The sequence below is a fragment of the Streptomyces sp. NPDC008001 genome, assembly GCF_042958085.1.
Taxonomy (GTDB): Bacteria; Actinomycetota; Actinomycetes; order Streptomycetales; family Streptomycetaceae; genus Streptomyces.
Genome location: NZ_JBIBIZ010000013.1, coordinates 1 through 16,255, shown reverse-complemented (window position 1 = coordinate 16,255; position 16,255 = coordinate 1). Strand labels below are relative to the sequence as shown.

At 71.8% G+C, this 16,255-nt stretch carries 15 protein-coding genes and 1 pseudogene; 3 read left to right on the top strand and 13 right to left on the bottom strand.

Going from position 1 to position 16,255, the window contains the following annotated elements; translation table 11 throughout:
- Positions 1 to 108 precede the first annotated feature (108 nt).
- Entirely contained in the window at positions 109 to 393 is a 285-nt protein-coding gene (locus tag ACFZCD_RS30980) for a hypothetical protein (protein WP_391836375.1), read from the bottom strand.
- Between the two features lie 335 nt (positions 394 to 728).
- Here ACFZCD_RS30980 and ACFZCD_RS30975 point away from each other — a divergent pair, with 335 nt between their 5' ends.
- Positions 729 to 2,747, top strand: coding sequence for an ABC transporter substrate-binding protein (locus tag ACFZCD_RS30975; RefSeq protein ID WP_391836374.1), 2,019 nt, complete (start codon positions 729 to 731; stop codon positions 2,745 to 2,747).
- A gap of 121 nt (positions 2,748 to 2,868) precedes the next feature.
- Positions 2,869 to 3,282, top strand: a complete 414-nt coding sequence (locus tag ACFZCD_RS30970) for a cytidine deaminase (RefSeq protein ID WP_391836373.1) — start codon at positions 2,869 to 2,871, stop codon at positions 3,280 to 3,282.
- 982 nt (positions 3,283 to 4,264) lie between these two features.
- On the opposite strand, the gene ACFZCD_RS30965 is transcribed toward ACFZCD_RS30970, so the two are convergent.
- From ACFZCD_RS30965 to ychF, 10 genes are all read right to left on the bottom strand, one after another.
- Entirely contained in the window at positions 4,265 to 4,675 is a 411-nt protein-coding gene (locus ACFZCD_RS30965; RefSeq protein WP_391836372.1) for a VOC family protein, read from the bottom strand.
- Positions 4,676 to 4,723: 48 nt separating this feature from the next.
- Entirely contained in the window at positions 4,724 to 5,098 is a 375-nt protein-coding gene (locus tag ACFZCD_RS30960; RefSeq protein ID WP_391836451.1) for a helix-turn-helix domain-containing protein, read from the bottom strand.
- A gap of 70 nt (positions 5,099 to 5,168) precedes the next feature.
- Positions 5,169 to 5,594, bottom strand: coding sequence for an ester cyclase (locus ACFZCD_RS30955; protein ID WP_391836371.1), 426 nt, complete (start codon positions 5,592 to 5,594; stop codon positions 5,169 to 5,171).
- A gap of 90 nt (positions 5,595 to 5,684) precedes the next feature.
- Positions 5,685 to 8,321: a SpoIIE family protein phosphatase gene (locus ACFZCD_RS30950; protein WP_391836450.1), complete on the bottom strand. Its 2,637-nt coding sequence runs from the start codon at positions 8,319 to 8,321 to the stop codon at positions 5,685 to 5,687.
- 188 nt (positions 8,322 to 8,509) lie between these two features.
- Entirely contained in the window at positions 8,510 to 8,932 is a 423-nt protein-coding gene (locus tag ACFZCD_RS30945) for an ATP-binding protein (RefSeq protein ID WP_391836370.1), read from the bottom strand.
- Between the two features lie 246 nt (positions 8,933 to 9,178).
- A complete protein-coding gene (locus ACFZCD_RS30940; protein WP_391836369.1) occupies positions 9,179 to 9,586 on the bottom strand; it encodes a (deoxy)nucleoside triphosphate pyrophosphohydrolase in 408 nt (135 codons plus the stop codon).
- A 161-nt stretch (positions 9,587 to 9,747) separates the two neighbouring features.
- Entirely contained in the window at positions 9,748 to 9,930 is a 183-nt protein-coding gene (locus tag ACFZCD_RS30935; protein ID WP_391836368.1) for an SPOR domain-containing protein, read from the bottom strand.
- A 234-nt stretch (positions 9,931 to 10,164) separates the two neighbouring features.
- Positions 10,165 to 11,832, bottom strand: a complete 1,668-nt coding sequence (locus ACFZCD_RS30930; RefSeq protein WP_391836367.1) for an APC family permease — start codon at positions 11,830 to 11,832, stop codon at positions 10,165 to 10,167.
- Positions 11,833 to 12,103: 271 nt separating this feature from the next.
- A complete protein-coding gene (locus ACFZCD_RS30925; protein WP_391836366.1) occupies positions 12,104 to 12,856 on the bottom strand; it encodes a GntR family transcriptional regulator in 753 nt (250 codons plus the stop codon).
- Positions 12,857 to 13,147: 291 nt separating this feature from the next.
- A complete protein-coding gene (ychF, locus tag ACFZCD_RS30920) occupies positions 13,148 to 14,236 on the bottom strand; it encodes a redox-regulated ATPase YchF (protein WP_391836365.1) in 1,089 nt (362 codons plus the stop codon).
- 201 nt (positions 14,237 to 14,437) lie between these two features.
- Here ychF and ACFZCD_RS30915 point away from each other — a divergent pair, with 201 nt between their 5' ends.
- Positions 14,438 to 15,058, top strand: coding sequence for a DUF6542 domain-containing protein (locus ACFZCD_RS30915; protein WP_391836364.1), 621 nt, complete (start codon positions 14,438 to 14,440; stop codon positions 15,056 to 15,058).
- On the opposite strand, the gene ppgK is transcribed toward ACFZCD_RS30915, so the two are convergent.
- Both ppgK and ACFZCD_RS30905 read right to left on the bottom strand, forming a co-directional pair.
- Positions 14,949 to 15,719: a polyphosphate--glucose phosphotransferase gene (ppgK, locus tag ACFZCD_RS30910; protein ID WP_391836363.1), complete on the bottom strand. Its 771-nt coding sequence runs from the start codon at positions 15,717 to 15,719 to the stop codon at positions 14,949 to 14,951. The two genes, ACFZCD_RS30915 and ppgK, sit on opposite strands and share 110 nt — an antisense overlap.
- 97 nt (positions 15,720 to 15,816) lie before the next feature.
- Positions 15,817 to 16,255, bottom strand: a pseudogene (locus ACFZCD_RS30905) (4-hydroxy-3-methylbut-2-enyl diphosphate reductase); the annotation flags it as partial.

Genomic DNA, 16,255 nt, shown 5'->3' with positions numbered 1-16,255 from the left:
GTCTGCCGGCCGGGGGTCTCTGCCGGCCGGGGGCCTCTGCCGACCGGGCGGAGAGGGGTCCAGGAGCTTGCCGGTCCGGGGTCTCTACCGGTCAGGGGCCTCTGCCGGTCAGGGCGCGTGCCGGTCCCGGGCGCCGAGCCCCTCCTCGTCCGCGTCCCTCCACAGGGCCGCGTCGTACGGGGCCTCGGGGACCGGCACGAACTCGGGGCGGGGCCGCTCCGCGGGGTGGACGTCGCGCAGGAGGGTGACGCTCTCGCGCAGGTGGGCGGCGTCCGTCCGCACCCGGCGCAGTTCGAGGTCCTGGCTGCCCAGGTGCTTCTCCAGCCGCGCGAGCGCCCGGCCGAGGTCGTCCAGGCAGCGCTGGACCGCGGTCACTTCGTCTTGCAGGGACATGTCTGTCTGACCCTCACTTCCGCTGTCGGCGGTTGCGGGTGGCGACGGTGATGCGACAGTGTCGCGCGTCACACCCCTCCGGGGGAAGATAGCGATCGCGCCTTAGCCGGAACGGGCGCGGCGCGCGCCGGAGAGTTGCAGAAACGTTCGTGCACGAGGGGCGGCGGGCTTGTCCACCCGCCTAGGGGGCCGCGGAATCGTTCGTCCACGCGGGTGGCGTACACCCGGGCGGCGCCGTGTCGGCGCGCGGCCGGACCGACTGTCGCATTCAGTGGTGGTCAGTAGATGCGATCAGCGGCGCATTACGCCGAAAGAGTCCGGCGGAGGTAGCACCCATGGCCCCTCTCACTCCCACGCGGTCCCGTACGCGCCGCCGTGCCGCCCTGCTGGCCGCCGGGCTCCTGCTCCCACTGCCCCTCCTCGGCGGGTGCGGCGCCGACCACGACGACGGCGGCACCGTGACGCCGCAGGACATCGGGGCCGCCCCGCGCACCAAGGTCACCGACGGCGGCACCCTCACCTGGGCCGTCGACACCCTGCCCAGCACCCTCAACACCTTCCAGACGGACGCGGACGCCGCCACGCAGCGGGTCGCCGGGGCCGTCCTGCCCGCCCTGTTCACCACGGACGGGCGCGGCCGCCCGCAGCGCAACGCCGACTACCTGCGCTCCGCCGAGGTCGTCCAGCGCGAGCCGCACCAGGTCGTGGTCTACAAGCTCAACCCGAAGGCCGTCTGGAGCAACGGCAAGGCGCTGTCCGCCGCCGACTTCGAGGCCCAGTGGAAGGCCCTGCGCGGCAAGGACAGCGCCTACTGGCCGGCCCACAACGCCGGCTACGACCGGATCGACCGGGTCGAGCGCGGCGCGGACGAGCACGAGGTCAAGGTCACCTTCGCCCGCAGCTCCGCCGACTGGCCCGCGCTCTTCACCCCGCTCTACCCGAAGGCCGTCATGGGCAGCGCCGACGGCTTCAACGACGGGGCCCGCAACGAGCTCAAGCTCTCCGCGGGCCCCTTCCGCGTCGCCTCCCGCGACACCGAGCAGGGCACCCTGACCCTCGCCCGCGACCCCAAGTGGTGGGGCGACCGAGCGAAGCTGGACCGCCTCGTGCTCCGGGCGCTGCCGCGCGCCGAGCGGGCCGGCGCCCTGGCGGCCGGCAAGCTCGACGTCGCCGACGTGGGGGCCGCCGACGCCGGCCGCATCAAGGCCGCGAACAAGGCCGTGGACAAGGCAGCGAAGCAGGACAAGGGCGACAAGCCGCCGGCCGCGGCGGCTCCCGCGCCCGCGCTGCGCGGCATCGTCGTCCGCAAGTCCCTGGAGCCCGCGTACACCCAGCTCGCCCTGAACGGCGCGAGCGGCCCGCTCGCCGACGAACGCGTGCGCCGGGCCGTCGCCCGGGCCATCGACCGCCGCGCCATCGCCAAGTCCGTCCTCGGCCCGCTGGGCCTGCCCACGGAGCCGCTCGGCAGCCACCTGTTCCTCGCCGGCCAGGACGGCTACGAGGACAACAGCGACGCCATCGGCGGCCCCGACCCCAAGGCCGCCCAGGCCCTCCTCGCCGAGGCCGGCTGGGAACAGGGCCAGGGCGGCGGCAGCCGGAAGACGGCGGCCGGCGCGGGGGACGCGGACGGGCGGACCGGCGTGCGCGGCCGGGCCCTGGGCCTGCGGCCGGGCCCCGAGGCGGGCCCGGACCCCTCGGGCGAGACCGCCGGGGACGAGGCGGAAGGGATGGAAGAGGCCACCGACGACGGCCGGGACGGGGTCACCGGCCCCGACGGCAAGCCCGCCGACGACGGCAACCGGGCGGCCGCCGCCCCGGTCCGCATCAAGAACGGCAAGAAGCTCACCCTCCGCTTCGTGGTGCCGGTGAGCTCCGGCACCGACTCCCTGCGGTCCGTGGCCGACCGCATCGCCCGCCGCCTCGACGCGGTCGGCATCGGCACCGAGGTGACGAAGGTCGGCGACGCCGGCTTCTTCAAGGACCACGTCGCCGCCGGCAGCTACGACCTCGCCCTCTACTCGTGGCCCGCCACCGCCTACCCCGCCACCGACGCCCGCCCCCTCTACGCCAAGCCCCAGCCGGCCGCGGACGGCTCCCTGGTGGTGGAGCAGAACTACACCCGGGTCGGCACCGACCGCATCGACCAGCTCTTCGACCAGGCCTCCACTGAACTCGATGCGGAGGCCTCCCGCGACCTGGCGAGCCGCGCGGACGCCCGCATCTGGTCCCTGGCCGGCTCGATCCCCCTCTACCAGCGCCCCCAGCTCGTGGCCGTCCGCAAAACAGTCGCCAACGCCGGCGCCTTCGGCCTGGCCACGCCGCGCTACCAGGACATCGGGTTCGTACGGGGGTGAGCGGGGGCGGGGGCCCGGGGGGGGGGTGGGGTGAGTGTGCGCGCCGCCGATATTCGCTTGCGCGTCTTCGTCATGCGGGCCAACGTCGCCTCGCACCCGGACGAAAGCGAAGGCGGAGAAGATGACCACGCAGGCCCACCAGGTCGACCACGAGCTCATCCAGGCAGCAGCGCATGTCGCGCGCACGCGCTGCCGGGGCGACAACCACACGGTGGCAGCCGCAGCCCGGGCCCGGGACGGCCGGATCGTCACCGCGGTGAACGCGTACCACTTCACCGGCGGCCCCTGCGCCGAGCTGGTCCTCCTCGGCACGGCAGCCGCCCAGGGCGCCTACGAACTGGACACGATCGTCGCCGTGGGCGACCGCGAACGAGGCGTCATCCCGCCCTGCGGCCGCTGCCGCCAGGTCCTCCTGGACTACTTCCCCACCCTCAAAGTCATCGTCGGCAAGAACGACCGCGCACGAACGCTCCCCATCACGGACTTGCTCCCCGAAAGCTACGTCTGGGCAGATCACCAACTCGACGCCGAGTGAACTGCCTGGGTTTGGGTGCGGATCCGTGGGCCGGGCGCGGGTCAGAACAGGCTGGCAGCAGGGGGAGGGGTGGGGGGTGCGGGTTCGGTTGCTTTTGTCTGGGGTGGGTGGGGTGTTGGCCGCCGTACTCGCGCCGTCACGGATGCGGAAGCGTGAGGAGACCTTGCGCGGGGGTTGTGGCTGAGGGGGAGCTGGCTGCTGCCGCGATGTGGCGGGGCCCGTCGTGGGCGCTTCGCTCAGTAACCCGCCACTGTGGCTGAGCGGGCGGGTGCGGATGGGAAGGGGCTGGCGGCTGGTGGGCCGTTCTGGGCACGGAAATCCACCGGCCGGAGGGTCCTGGGGGTGGATAGCGGGGCCTCAACTACCTCTGGTGGCCTGCTCGCCCTTCTCGGCACGGTAATCAACCGGCCTGAGCGTCGTAGGGGTGGATATCGGGGCCCCAACTGCCCTCTGGCCGCTTGTTCGCCCTTCTCAGCACCACTATCAACCGGCCTGGCCCTCATGCAGGTGGAAAACGGGGCTTAACTGCCCGCCGCGCACCTCAACAGGCCCACCAGCTCCGCCCCACCCCACCAGCCCCCACCCACGGACAGCCGCCCGCTCAGCCACAATGGCGAGGAACTGAGCGAAGCGCCCACGACGGCAGGCACCCCATCGCGGCAGCAGCCAGCTCCCCCTCAGCCACAACCTATGGGCGCGATCTCCTCACGCACCCGCATCCGCGACGGCAGGAGTACGGCGGCCAACCACCCACCCACCCCAGGCAATCCCAAACCGGACCCGAGCCCCCCACCCCTCCCCCTGCTGCCAGCCTGTCGTGACCTGCACCCACCACCCCACCGCCAGTCGGCCACGCTCAAAGCAAGTGATCCGCCTTCCCCGCCTCCGACCCGCTAGCCGGATACCGCAAAACGGCCCGCCCTGGGAATCCCGGGGCGGGCGGGCCGTACTCACGGCGCAACGGTTCACCGGCGCAGCGTTTCTACACCCGCGGCTGGGTGAAGCGGATGCGGTTGCCGAAGGGGTCGCGCAGGCCGCAGTCGATTCCGTACGGGCGCTCGGTCGGGGGTTCGGTGAACTCGACGCCCTTGGCGAGCAGTTCCTCGTAGGTCTTGTGGCAGTCCGCCGTGGTGAAGATGAGCCAGCCGGCCATCGCGCCCTTGGTGACCAGGTCGCGGACCTGCCCGGCCGTCTCCTCGGACATCATCGGGCCGCCCGGCTCCTCCAGCAGGATCTGGCGGCCCTGCTCGCCGGGGACACTGACTGTCAGCCAGCGCATGAAGCCCAAGGGAATGTCGGCGGCGACCTCAAGGCCGAGCTTGCCGACGTAGAAGTCGAGGGCCTCGTCCTGGTCGAGGACGTATATCTGCGAGTGCGTGATGGCGTTGAACATGTGCACAACCGTATTCGGCCGCCGTCAGGAAAACTTATCCAAAACTGCTCAGCTCCTGCCGGCCCCGGCCCCGGGCCGTGTCCAGGCCATGGCGAAGCACGTGGGCACGGGCTGGGCCATGGCCTGCTTGCGGTACTCCCGGGGCGACTGCCCGACGATGTCCCGGAACGTACGGCTGAAGGTTCCCGGGCTGCCGAAGCCGACCTCGAAGCAGATGTCCGTGACGCTGCGGCCGGTCTCCCGCAGCAGGGCCATCGCACGTTCGACGCGGCGGCGCTGCAGGTAGCGGTGCGGCGTCTCGCCGAACACGGCCCGGAAGGTGCGGGTGAAGTGCGCCTCCGAGACGTGGGCGATCCGGGCCAGGGCCGGGACGTCCAGCGGCTGCGCGTACGCGCGGTCCATCGCGTCCCGGGCCCGCAGCATGCGGCGGTTGCTGTCTTCGGCGGCGGTACGGGGGCGGCTCACGGCGCCATCACACCACGTACGGCCGGGGCTAGCCGGCCTGCGGCCAGTCCCAGCCGAGCTGGAGGAACAGGCCCAGGCGGTCGCTGACCGCCCTGATCTCGGAGATCTTGCCCTCGGCCAGAGTGAAGACCCAGATCGCCTCGTTCTCGAAGCTCCGGCCGGTCGGCTCGGGCATGCGGGGATGCGAGCCGCCGTGGACGCCCTGCTGGGTCACCCGGGCGACCACCCTGTCACCCTCGCCGATCAGCTCGTCCACGCGCACGGTGAGCGGGTCGAACGCCGCCACCTGCATGCGCAGGCCCTCGAACGCGGACCCCGGCTCGTCGGCCTCACCATGGATGATCTTGTTGTGGTCCACGACGTCGTGCGCCATGAACCGCGGAAGGTCCTCCAGCCGGCGGTCACTGACCGCCTCGAAGAAGCCCAGGATCGTCTTCTTGTTCTCGTCCACCACGGCGGCCGTTCCCCCATCTGATCATTTGTCAGCCAGCGCGGATCCTATACGCGAGCTCCCCGTACAGGCTCACGTCAGTACAAGCTCACGTCAGTACAGGCTCAGCAACGCCTCCACCGCATCCGGTGCCGGGAAGTCCCCGTCCGGCAGGGCCAGCTCGAACCACACCGTCTTGCCGTGAGGCGTCCGGCGGCTGCCCCAGGCCGCGCTCAGCAGGCCCACGAGCTGCAGGCCGCGGCCGCCCTCGTCGGTGTCGCGGGCGCGGCGGCGGCGCGGCTGGACGAGGCCGCCGTCCCAGACCTCGCAGACCAGGGTCCGGTCCAGGAGCAGCCGCAGCCGGATCTCGCCCTCGCCGTAGCGGAGGGCGTTGGTGACCAGCTCGCTGACCAGGAGCTCGGTGGTGTCGACGAGGCTCTCCAGGCCCCACTGCGGGAGCTGTTCCCGGGCCAGTTCGCGGGCGCGGGCGACCGAGCGGGGCTCGGCGGGCAGCGTCCAGTCGCCCACGTGCTCGGCGGGCAGGCCGCGCAGGCGGGCCATCAGGAGGGCGATGTCGTCCTCGCCGTGGTGGGTGTCGAGCGCACCGAGGACGTGCTCGCAGACCTCCTCCAGGGGGCGGAAGGGGCCCGTGAGGGCCTCACGGAAGGCCTCCAGGCCCTCGTCCAGGGCGTGGTCGCGGGATTCGACCAGGCCGTCCGTATAGAGGGCCAGGAGGGCACCGTCCGGGAGGTCGATGACCGTCTCCTCGAAGAGCTCCCCGCCCACGCCGAGCGGCATGCCGGGCTGGACGTCGAGCAGCTCGGCGGGGCGGCCGGCCTCGACGAGGACGGGCGGCAGGTGGCCGGCGTTGGCGATGGTGCAGCGCCGGGTGACCGGGTCGTAGACGGCGTAGACGCAGGTGGCGAGGTAGACCTCGGAGAGGTCGGCGGCCCGCACCCCGCCCCGTACGCCGCGCGTCGAGGACTGCTTGCCGCCGGGGCGGCCGAGGCCGTGGGCGATCTCGTCGAGGGCCGAGAGGACCTCGGCGGGTTCGAGGTCGAGCATGGCGAGGGTGCGGACGGCGGTGCGGAGCTCGCCCATGGCGACCGCCGCGCGCAGGCCGCGGCCCATGACGTCGCCGACGACGAGGGCCGTGCGGTGCCCGGGCAGTTCGATGACGTCGAACCAGTCGCCGCCGACCTCGGTGGCGGCGTTGGCGGGCAGATAGCGGCAGGCGATCTCCAGCCCGGCGGCCTCGGGGTCGCCGGGGGGCAGCAGGCTGCGCTGGAGGATGACGGCGCGCTCGTGCTCGCGCCGGTAGAGCCGGGCGTTGTCGATGCAGACGGCCGCGCGGGCGGCCAGCTCGACGGCGAGGGCGGTGTCCCGCTCGCCGAACGGCTCGCTGCCCTTCGTGCGCGAGAACTGGGCGAGCCCCACCACCGTGTCGCGGGCGACCATCGGCACGGCGAGCGTGGACTGCACGACGGCGCCGAGCTCCGGCCCGTCCTCGCCGTCCTGCCGCGGGATGACCTGCACGTGCGCGGTGCGCAGCGCCGCGGCGCACGGCGAGTGGAAGGGATAGCGGTGGACCTCGCCGACCTGGATGGGCTTCTCGCCGGCGCCCACGGGCGCACCGGAGACCGCGCTGGCGTACGCGACGCGCCGCAGCTCGGCGCTGCCGTCGGCGAGCCCGGGCGGGGCCTCGTCGCCGGCGAGGAGGCCCTGGTAGAGGTCGACGGAGGCGAGGTCGCAGAACTGGGGGACGGCGACGTCCAGCAGCTCGCGGGCGGTGGTCTCCAGGTCCAGGGAGTTGCCGATGCGCGCGCCGGCCTCGTTGAGCAGGGCCAGGTTGCGGCGGACGCCGGCGGCCTCGCGCTCGGCGCGGCGCCGGCCGGTGACGTCGGTGGCGAGCGCGGCGACGCCGATGGGCCGCCCGCTGCCGCTGTGCAGCCGGTAGAGCGAGACCGACCAGCGGCGGCGCTCGCTGTGCCCGGGGACGGGGCCGACGAGCTGGATGTCCGACACCGGCTTTCCGCTGTCGAGGACTTGGCGCAGGGCGGCGGTGAGGCGGTCGGCCTCGCTGCGGGGCAGGAAGTCGTGCGGGGTGCGGCCGCGGTGCCAGTCGGCGGGGCGGCCGAAGGTCTGCGCGAAGCTCTCGTTGACGCGCAGCAGCGTGAGGTCGGTCCCGAAGAAGAAGAATCCCAGCGGAGATTGGCCGAAAACGGCTTCGGAGGCCGCGATGTCGGTCTCTATGCCGCGCAGCGCCCGGACGTCGACGGCGACGCAGAGCGCGGCGCGCTCCCCGCGCTCGTTCTGCGTGGGCATCACGTAGATCTCGGCGAGCCCGGTCTGCTCGTACGGATCGGGCTGCTCGGACCGCTCGCACTGACCGGACTCCCCGGGTGCGCCGCCCCGGCCGGGCCGCCCGGGCCGGCCTTCCACCGCCCCGCGGCCTGATCCACCGTCACGGCCACCGTGCCCGCCGCCCCGCTGATACGGGATCAGGCCCGTCCATTCGCGCCCGTCGAGGCCGCCTTCGCCGAGGAAAGGGGCGGCCGGTACGGAGCCTCCGTGCGCGCCGGCCGGGGCCAGCACTTCGAGCGGGTCCTTGCCGACGGCGTGCCGGGCCGTTATCCCGAAGAGCTCGGCCGCGCGCTCGCTCCACTGCTCGATCCGCCCGTCGGGTCCGAGGGAGAAGGAGGCGACGCGGATGTAGTCGTAGAGGGATCCGGGCGGGTTGTTCTGCCACATCTGCGTGGCGCGCGATCCCTGCGCCGCACCACCCGCCGCACTCGCTGGCTTTTCGCTCACGTGCCCGTCCCCTCCGGCTCATGTGCTCGCACCGGCATCAGAAGCCCGAGTATCCAGCACAGGGGCCCTTCGGAACACGGACTTCACGATCACAGCACGGTCTCATCCCGCTCTGAGTCATCCCCGCGTCAAGGGCCGGGCAAGCTCAGCTCGAACCACACGGTCTTCCCTGTGTTGCCCCGTCGGGTTCCCCAGCGGCGGGAGGCGCATGCCACGAGTTGCAATCCGCGTCCGCCCTCGTCGTCGGGCTCGGCCGCGCGCTCGCGGGGCGGGTCGGGGAGCGGGTCGGAGACCTCCACCAGAAGGGTGGGGCCCGCGTGGGAGTACATCCGTACTCCGATCGGTCCGCTCGCGTACCGCAGGGAGTTGGTGACGAGCTCGCTGACCAGCAGGACCGTCACGTCGGTGACGCCGTCCATGCCCCAGTCGTGCAGGGTGTCGCGGACGAGGGTGCGGGCCGTCCGCACGGCTCCGGGCTCGGCAGGGAAGCTCCATTCGGCGAAGCCGGGCGTCGACGCCAAGGTCCCTGCGCTGTCGTTCACACCGACCACTTCCCAGAACGCTTTCCGAGACCGCTGCGGACCCGCCGGGTTTACCCGGTTCAGGGTGAATAATCAGCACATACCCGGTATGCGGTAGCGACTACCTTCTTCACGGCCTTCTTCGGTGGTCCGAGGTCGTCACTCGTGCGGCAGATGGCGTAGAAAAGTGAGCGGGGCCCGTACGGATCCACCCCGCTCACGCCTCCGTGCGCCCGTCCCGCTCATGCCTCCGCGCGCGCCCGTACCCGTACCCGCTCACGCTCGCGGGCGCTGCAGCAGCCCCGCCGCGAGCGCCACCGCGGGACGGTCCTGATCGAGCCAGTCCACGTCGTCCAGCTGACCGGGGGCGAGCCAGCGCAGCTCGTCGTGGTCCTGGAGGGGGCGCGCCTCGCCCGCGAGCAGCCGGGCCGTCCACACGTGCAGCACGTAGGGCGGGCGCAGCGGCCACTCGCCCTCGATGCGCTCCAGCGGCTCGGCCTCCACGCCGAGCTCCTCGCGCAGCTCCCGGACGAGGGCCTCCTCGGCGCTCTCTCCGGGCTCCAGCTTGCCGCCGGGCAGCTCCCAGCGGCCGGCGAGCTCGGGCGGGGCGCTCCGCCTCGCGGCGAGCAGTCTGCCCTCGTGGAGCAGGGCCGCTCCCACCACCACGCGTCGTTCGGTCGTCATGGGCGCCCAGCGTACGGCGCTCCCGGCGGACGGGGCCGGGCGCGTGCGGATTCCGCCGGGCTCGGCTGTCTCTGCGGATCCCGCCGGACCCCGCCGTCCGTCCCGGGATGCGGACCCCGCCGTCCGTCCCGGGATTGCGGATCCCGCCGGGCCCGGCCGTCTCAGGAGACGGCGCGCCCCATGCGTTCGACTATGTAGAGCCGGCGGCGGTCGCCGCCGCCGTCCAGCCGGCCGACGACCTTCTCGGCCTCGGTCCTGGTGGCGTAGCGCCCCACGCGGTAGCGGTTGCCGTTCTCGTCCTGGCGGATCACCAGCCACGGCAGGACCGGTCCGCTGTCTGTCATCGCCCCTGCCCTTCCGCCGCCATGAGCGCCGGCGCACACCCCTTGGCTTTACCCGGAGAAACCGCAGTACGCATATGCCCGAGCGTACGCCCGACCTTTACGCAGCGGATACGGTTTTTTACGAAGAGGCACGCATTCGGCCACCGCTCCCCCGGGGCGCAGATGCGCGCAGGGGCGGCCGGGAGCCCTTGCGGGCCCTCGGCCGCCCCTGCGCGGCATGTGAGGTCTGACGTTCTACGACTTGGCCATCGAGGGCTCGGAGCGCCCGTCCGTGTCGCCGGAGCCGGCGGCGGCCTCGGCGGCCTCCGCGGCGGCCAGCTCCTTCTCGGTCGCCACGAGGGTCGGGTTGCGCCAGGCGCTGCGCACGCCCCAGGCGTAGAAGACGAGCGCGATCATGATGACGACCACGATGTCCCAGCCCTGGGCCAGGTAGCCCTTGCCGCCGAACTCGGAGCCGCCGGCCCACGAGACGAAGGCCATGACGAGCAGGTAGGTGACCATCCAGGCGCCGGCCTTCAGGTGCGGCTTGAGCTCGGCCCACGGCTTGCGCAGCTCGTACCAGGCCCAGATCGGCAGGCCGATGGCCATGATGAAGATGACCTTGCCCGTCAGCGGCCAGCGGGCCCAGTACATGACCAGGGAGCCGAAGATCATCGCGATGGGGGCGATGACCGGCATGGCCTTGAGCTTGACCGGACGCTTCATGTCGGGGGCGATGCGGCGCAGCGACATCACGGCGACGGGGCCGGTGATGTACGAGATGACCGTGGCGACACCGACGATCTCGGCGATCGAGCCCCAGCCGCGGAAGACGGCCAGGAAGACGAAGGAGATCACCAGGTTGAGCAGCAGGGCCGGCTTCGGCACGCCGGTCTTGGGGTCGACCTTGCCGAAGACCTTCGGCAGGTGGCCGTTCTCCTGGACGCCGTTGATCATGCGCGAGGTGGTGGCCGCGTAGATCATGCCGGTGCCGGACGGGGAGATGAAGGCGTCCGCGTAGAGCAGCAGCGCGAGCCAGTTCAGGCCCCAGGTGATGGAGAGGTCGGCCAGCGGCGACTTGTAGGCCAGGGCGTTCCAGCCGCCGGAGAGGTCCGCGGTCGGGACGGCCATCAGGAAGGCGACCTGCAGCGCGATGTAGATGACCAGCGCGATGAGGATGGAGCCGACGACTGCCTTCGGCAGCGACTTGCCGGGGTTACGGGCCTCGGCGGCCATGTTCAGCGGCGACTGGAAGCCGTTGAAGGCCCAGACGATGCCCGCGACGGCGACGGCGCTGAAGACGGCGCTCCAGCCGTTGGGGGCGAAGCCGCCGTGGGCGGAGCCGATGTTGCTGGTGTCGAAGTGCGCGAAGATCAGCGCACCCGCGGTCAGCGCCGGCACCACGACCTTGAACACGGTGATCGCGTTGTTCGTCTTGGCGAACAGAGTGATCGCGAACCAGTTCAGGAAGAAGTAGAAGACGACCAGGACGCTGGCGGCGGCGATGCCGGTGCCCGTGAGCTCCTTGCCGTCGAAGAGCTTGCCCGCCCAGTCGAACTTCCAGGAGCTCATGTACTGGATCGAGGCGGTCGCCTCACCGGGGATCACGGAGACGATCGCGATCCAGTTGGCCCAGGCCGCCATGTAGCCGGCCAGCGAGCCGTGCGAGTACTGGCCGTAGCGCACCATGCCGCCGGCCTTCGGGAACATCGAGCCGAGCTCGGTGTAGGTGAGGGCGATGGTCAGCGCCACGACGGCGCCGATGACCCAGGCGAAGATGGCAGCCGGCCCGGCCAGTACGGCGGCGCGCTCGGCGCCGAAAAGCCAGCCGGAGCCGATGATCGACCCGAGACCGACGGCCGTCAGGGCCGTCGTGCCCAGGGTCCGGCGGTAATTCGAGTGGGAACCCTGTTCGGTACTCAAGCCCCGGATCTCCTTTTCTCTCTACTCCCCCACGGCAGGACACAAACCGCGCCATCGTACGAGCGATTTGCCGGGCCGGATTCCGCGATAAGCCCCTGACCTGGGCGTATGTGAGTTTTGCAACAGAAAAATTGACCCGGAGTAACCGGGTTAAAGGGGGACATACCATACAGTTCTTACCCGCGAGTAAAGAGAGGGCGGGGGCGGGCCGGAGAGCCGGAGGACGGCGCCGCAGCGGGGAGTTCACGCCGGCGCCGTCCGTACGTCACGGCTACTTCACCGGCAGGTGGTACGCGACGCGGTAGCGGTCGGCCAGGACGACGATCTCGGCCGTCTCGACGGGGCAGCCGCCCGCGAAGAAGGTGCGCGTGACGACGACGACGCAGTGGCCGGGGACCCCGCCCAGGGCGAGGACCTCTTCGGCGAGCCCGGGTCTGGCGCTGACCTCCTCGGCGACGTTGTCCACGATGAGGTCGATGGCGGCCATGCGCTCGACCACGCCGCGGCCGGCCAGCGGGCCCTCCTCGGGGAGCATCACCGGCGTGCGCCCGGTGACGGACAGGGGCTCCCAGGAGGTGGAGAGCATGACGGGCTCCCCCTGCGCCCGGAAGACGTAGTCGGTGCGCATCGTGCGGTCGCCGGTGGCGATGCGCAGGCGGCGGGCCACGGCGGCATCCGCCGGGACCTGCTCGCTGCGCGACTCCCAGGTGCCCTTGACGCGGCTGTCCGCCTGCTCCTGACGGAAGGGCGTCGACTCGCCGGCCGGGCGGTACCCCGTGCGGACGAGGGTGCGCGGCACGGGCTGCTCGCGCACATACGTGCCGGAACCGGACCGGCCCTCCACCAGGCCCTCCGCCATCAGCACCTTGCGGGCCTCCAGGGCCACGGTGTCCGAGACGCCGTACTGCTCGCGGATGCGCGCCTGAGAGGGCAGCCGGGTATGCGGAGGCAACTCGCCGGCGACGATCTTCTGACGCAGATCGCCGGCCACTCGAAGGTACGCGGGCTGGTCACCGAAGGCCACGGCCACTCCCAACAGGTTGACAGTCCGCAACAGCTTGGCAACCCATTGTTGCGATCCGCAACTCAAGGCCATGCATTCACTAGATGTAGTGAATTGCAGCTCAGGGACGCTTAGTTGATGGTCACACCCGCACATGCGCCGAGCACGACCCCCGGGCACATCCGCAAATATGCACCGGGCGATGCATACCCAGACCCCGCGCCGCAAACACGCTCCGTGACCAAAGATCCCGACGAAAAAGGGCCGACCTTCAGGTCGACCCTCTTCGGGAAAGCGGTGAATCAGGACAGATCAGACATTGAACCTGAACTCGACGACGTCGCCGTCCGCCATCACGTACTCCTTGCCCTCCATGCGGGCCTTGCCGGCCGCGCGGGCCTCGGCCACGGAGCCCGTCTCCACCAGGTCGTCGAAGGAGATGACCTCGGCCTTGATGAAGCCCTTCTGGAAGTCGGTGTGGATGACGCCGGCCGCCTCGGGGGCCGTGGCGCCCTTCTTGATCGTCCAGGCGCGGGTCTCCTTGGGGCCGGCCGTCAGGTAGGTCTGCAGGCCCAGGGTGTCGAAGCCGACGCGGGCGAGGGTGGCCAGGCCCGGCTCCTCGGCGCCGACGGACTGCAGGAGCTCCATGGCGTCCTCCTCGTCCAGCTCGGCCAGGTCGGCCTCCAGCTTGGCGTTGAGGAAGATGGCCTCGGCCGGGGCGACCAGGGCGCGCTGCTCGTCCTTGAAGCCCTCGTCGGTCAGCTCGTCCTCGTCGACGTTGAAGACGTAGAGGAAGGGCTTGGTGGTGAGCAGGTGGAGGTCGTGCAGGAGCTCCGCCTTCTCCGAGCCCTGGACGATGCCGGCGGAGAAGAGGGTCGTGCCCTCCTCCAGGAGGGCCTTGGCGGCCTCGACCGCGGCGACCTTCGGCGCCACGTCCTTCTTGATCCGCGACTCCTTCTGCAGCCGCGGCAGGACCTTCTCGATGGTCTGGAGGTCGGCGAGGATCAGCTCGGTGTTGATCGTCTCGATGTCGTCCTTGGGCGAGACCTTGCCGTCGACGTGGACGACGTTCTCGTCCTTGAAGGCGCGAATGACCTGGCAGATCGCGTCGGACTCACGGATGTTCGCGAGGAACTTGTTGCCCAGGCCCTCGCCCTCGGAGGCGCCGCGGACGATGCCCGCGATGTCGACGAAGTCGACCGTGGCGGGCAGGATCTTCTGCGAGCCGAAGATCTCCGCCAGCTTCTGCAGCCGGGCGTCGGGAACGCCGACGACACCCACGTTGGGCTCGATGGTGGCGAACGGGTAGTTGGCCGCCAGCACGTCGTTCTTGGTCAGGGCGTTGAACAGGGTCGACTTGCCGACATTGGGCAGACCGACGATTCCGATCGTGAGCGACACGTGGCGACTTCCCGTAGGTTCCAAAGGGTCCGCGGCCCGGAGGCGGGCCGGCCATGGCCCACTGCCGGGCCGGTCATCCAGTCTACGGGTCCACCCCGGCGGGCGGCCCCGTGCGGACTATCAGTCGAACGCACGGCCAAGGTGGCTCAAACCGCGTGTCCCGCGCCTGATTCCTCCCGCCCGCCGACCTAATTTGGTCGGGTGGAGCAACCCAGCACGCGCACGCCCCAGGGCAAGGCCCGCCGCGTCCCTCCCGTGCCGCGGCCCGCGGCCCCGGTGGGCCGGGGGCAGGCCGGCTCCCCCCACCGGCCCGGCGGAGAGCCGTCCGGCCCGCGCCTGCGGGGCATGGGGCGACTTCCGGCTCCGCGGCTCACCGGGCTCGGCAGCGGCCTGCTGACCACCCTGTGGATGCTCGGCGCCGGCTGGCTGGACTCCGTGACGGGCGCCTCCTCCGCCTTCTACGGGACCCTCTTCCTGCTGGCGGGCACCGTGTGCGCCCTGTGGGTGCGCCCGTCCGACCTGGCCACCGCGCCGGTCAGCGCGCCCATCGCCTTCGCGGTGGGCGCGGTGCCGCTGGCCGCCGGCGCGGGCGGGGACGGGGCGGGCAGCAGGATCATGGGCCTGGTCACCCTGCTGTCGCTGAACGCGGGCTGGCTCTACGCGGGCACGCTGCTGACCGCGCTCGTCGCGCTCACCCGCCGGATCGTCCTGGTCAGGCGACGGAGACGGGCACGGGTGCGCCGGCTGCAGCGGCAGCGGCCATCGAGGCCCCCACGATCCCCGCGTCGTTCTCCAGCTCGGCAGGGACGATCTCGGCGCTGACGCCCTCGATCAGCGGCAGGAACTTGGCCGCCTTGCGGCTCACTCCGCCCCCGACGATGAACAGCTCGGGCGAGAACAGCATCTCCACGTGGGCGAGGTAGCGCTCCACGCGGCGGGCCCAGTGGTGCCACTTCAGGCCCTCCTCCTCCTTCGCCCGGGTCGAGGCGCGGGTCTCCGCGTCGTGGCCCTGCAGCTCCAGATGGCCCAGCTCGGTGTTGGGCACGAGCTTGCCGCCGGAGAAGACGGCGCTGCCGATGCCGGTGCCGAAGGTCAGCACGATCACGGTGCCCTTGCGGCCCCGTCCCGCGCCATGGGTCATCTCCGCCAGCCCGGCCGCGTCCGCGTCGTTGATCACCGTGACCGGGGTGCCGAGCCGCTCGCCGAGCAGCGAGGCGGCGTCCCGGCCGACCCAGCCCTTGTCGACATTGGCGGCCGTCCGGGTGGTGCCGCCGACGACCACGCCGGGGAACGTCACCCCGACGGGCCCGGCCGGCGCGCCGAAGTGCGCCACGACCTGCCGGACGCACTCCGCGACCGCGTCCGGGGTGGCCGGGCGCGGGGTGAGCACCTTGAAGCGCTCCTCGGTGAGGCCGCCCCCGGCCAGGTCGACCGGCGCGCCCTTGATGCCCGATCCGCCGATGTCCACGCCGAATACGTTCATGGCCACCACGCTACGGCGTGGTGGCCATGGGCGCAGGCGTCAAACCCCTGCGCACTTCAAACCCCTGCGGGCATCAAGCCCCTGCGGGCGTCAGGCGCTACGCGGACTCGCCGCCGGTCAGCTCCGCCGCCTCCGCGCGCAGGTCGCGGCGCAGCTCCTTCGGCAGCGAGAACGTGATGCTCTCCTGGGCGGCGGTGACCGTCTCGACGTCGGCGTAGCCGCGCTCGGCGAGCCAGTCCAGGACGCCCTCGACGAGGATCTCGGGGACCGAGGCGCCCGAGGTCACGCCGACCGTGGAGACGCCTTCCAGCCACGCCTCGTCGATCTCGTCGGCGTAGTCCACCAGGTGGGCGTCCTTCGCGCCGGCGCCGAGGGCGACCTCGACCAGGCGGACGGAGTTCGAGGAGTTCTTGGAGCCGACGACGATCACCAGGTCGGCGGCGGCGCCCATCTGCTTGACCGCGGTCTGCCGGTTCTGCGTGGCGTAGCAGATGTCGTCGCTCGGCGGGGAGAGGAGGTTGGGGAAGCGGCCCTTG

Bases quoted from the DNA above. Each gene is read 5' to 3' on its own strand.
- ACFZCD_RS30980 (WP_391836375.1), bottom strand. From the start codon at position 393: ATGTCCCTGCAAGACGAAGTGACCGCGGTCCAGCGCTGCCTGGACGAC.
- ACFZCD_RS30975 (WP_391836374.1), top strand. From the start codon at position 729: ATGGCCCCTCTCACTCCCACGCGGTCCCGTACGCGCCGCCGTGCCGCC.
- ACFZCD_RS30970 (WP_391836373.1), top strand. From the start codon at position 2,869: ATGACCACGCAGGCCCACCAGGTCGACCACGAGCTCATCCAGGCAGCA.
- ACFZCD_RS30965 (WP_391836372.1), bottom strand. From the start codon at position 4,675: ATGTTCAACGCCATCACGCACTCGCAGATATACGTCCTCGACCAGGAC.
- ACFZCD_RS30960 (WP_391836451.1), bottom strand. From the start codon at position 5,098: ATGCTGCGGGCCCGGGACGCGATGGACCGCGCGTACGCGCAGCCGCTG.
- ACFZCD_RS30950 (WP_391836450.1), bottom strand. From the start codon at position 8,321: ATGTGGCAGAACAACCCGCCCGGATCCCTCTACGACTACATCCGCGTC.
- ACFZCD_RS30940 (WP_391836369.1), bottom strand. From the start codon at position 9,586: ATGACGACCGAACGACGCGTGGTGGTGGGAGCGGCCCTGCTCCACGAG.
- ACFZCD_RS30935 (WP_391836368.1), bottom strand. From the start codon at position 9,930: ATGACAGACAGCGGACCGGTCCTGCCGTGGCTGGTGATCCGCCAGGAC.
- ppgK (WP_391836363.1), bottom strand. From the start codon at position 15,719: ATGAACGTATTCGGCGTGGACATCGGCGGATCGGGCATCAAGGGCGCG.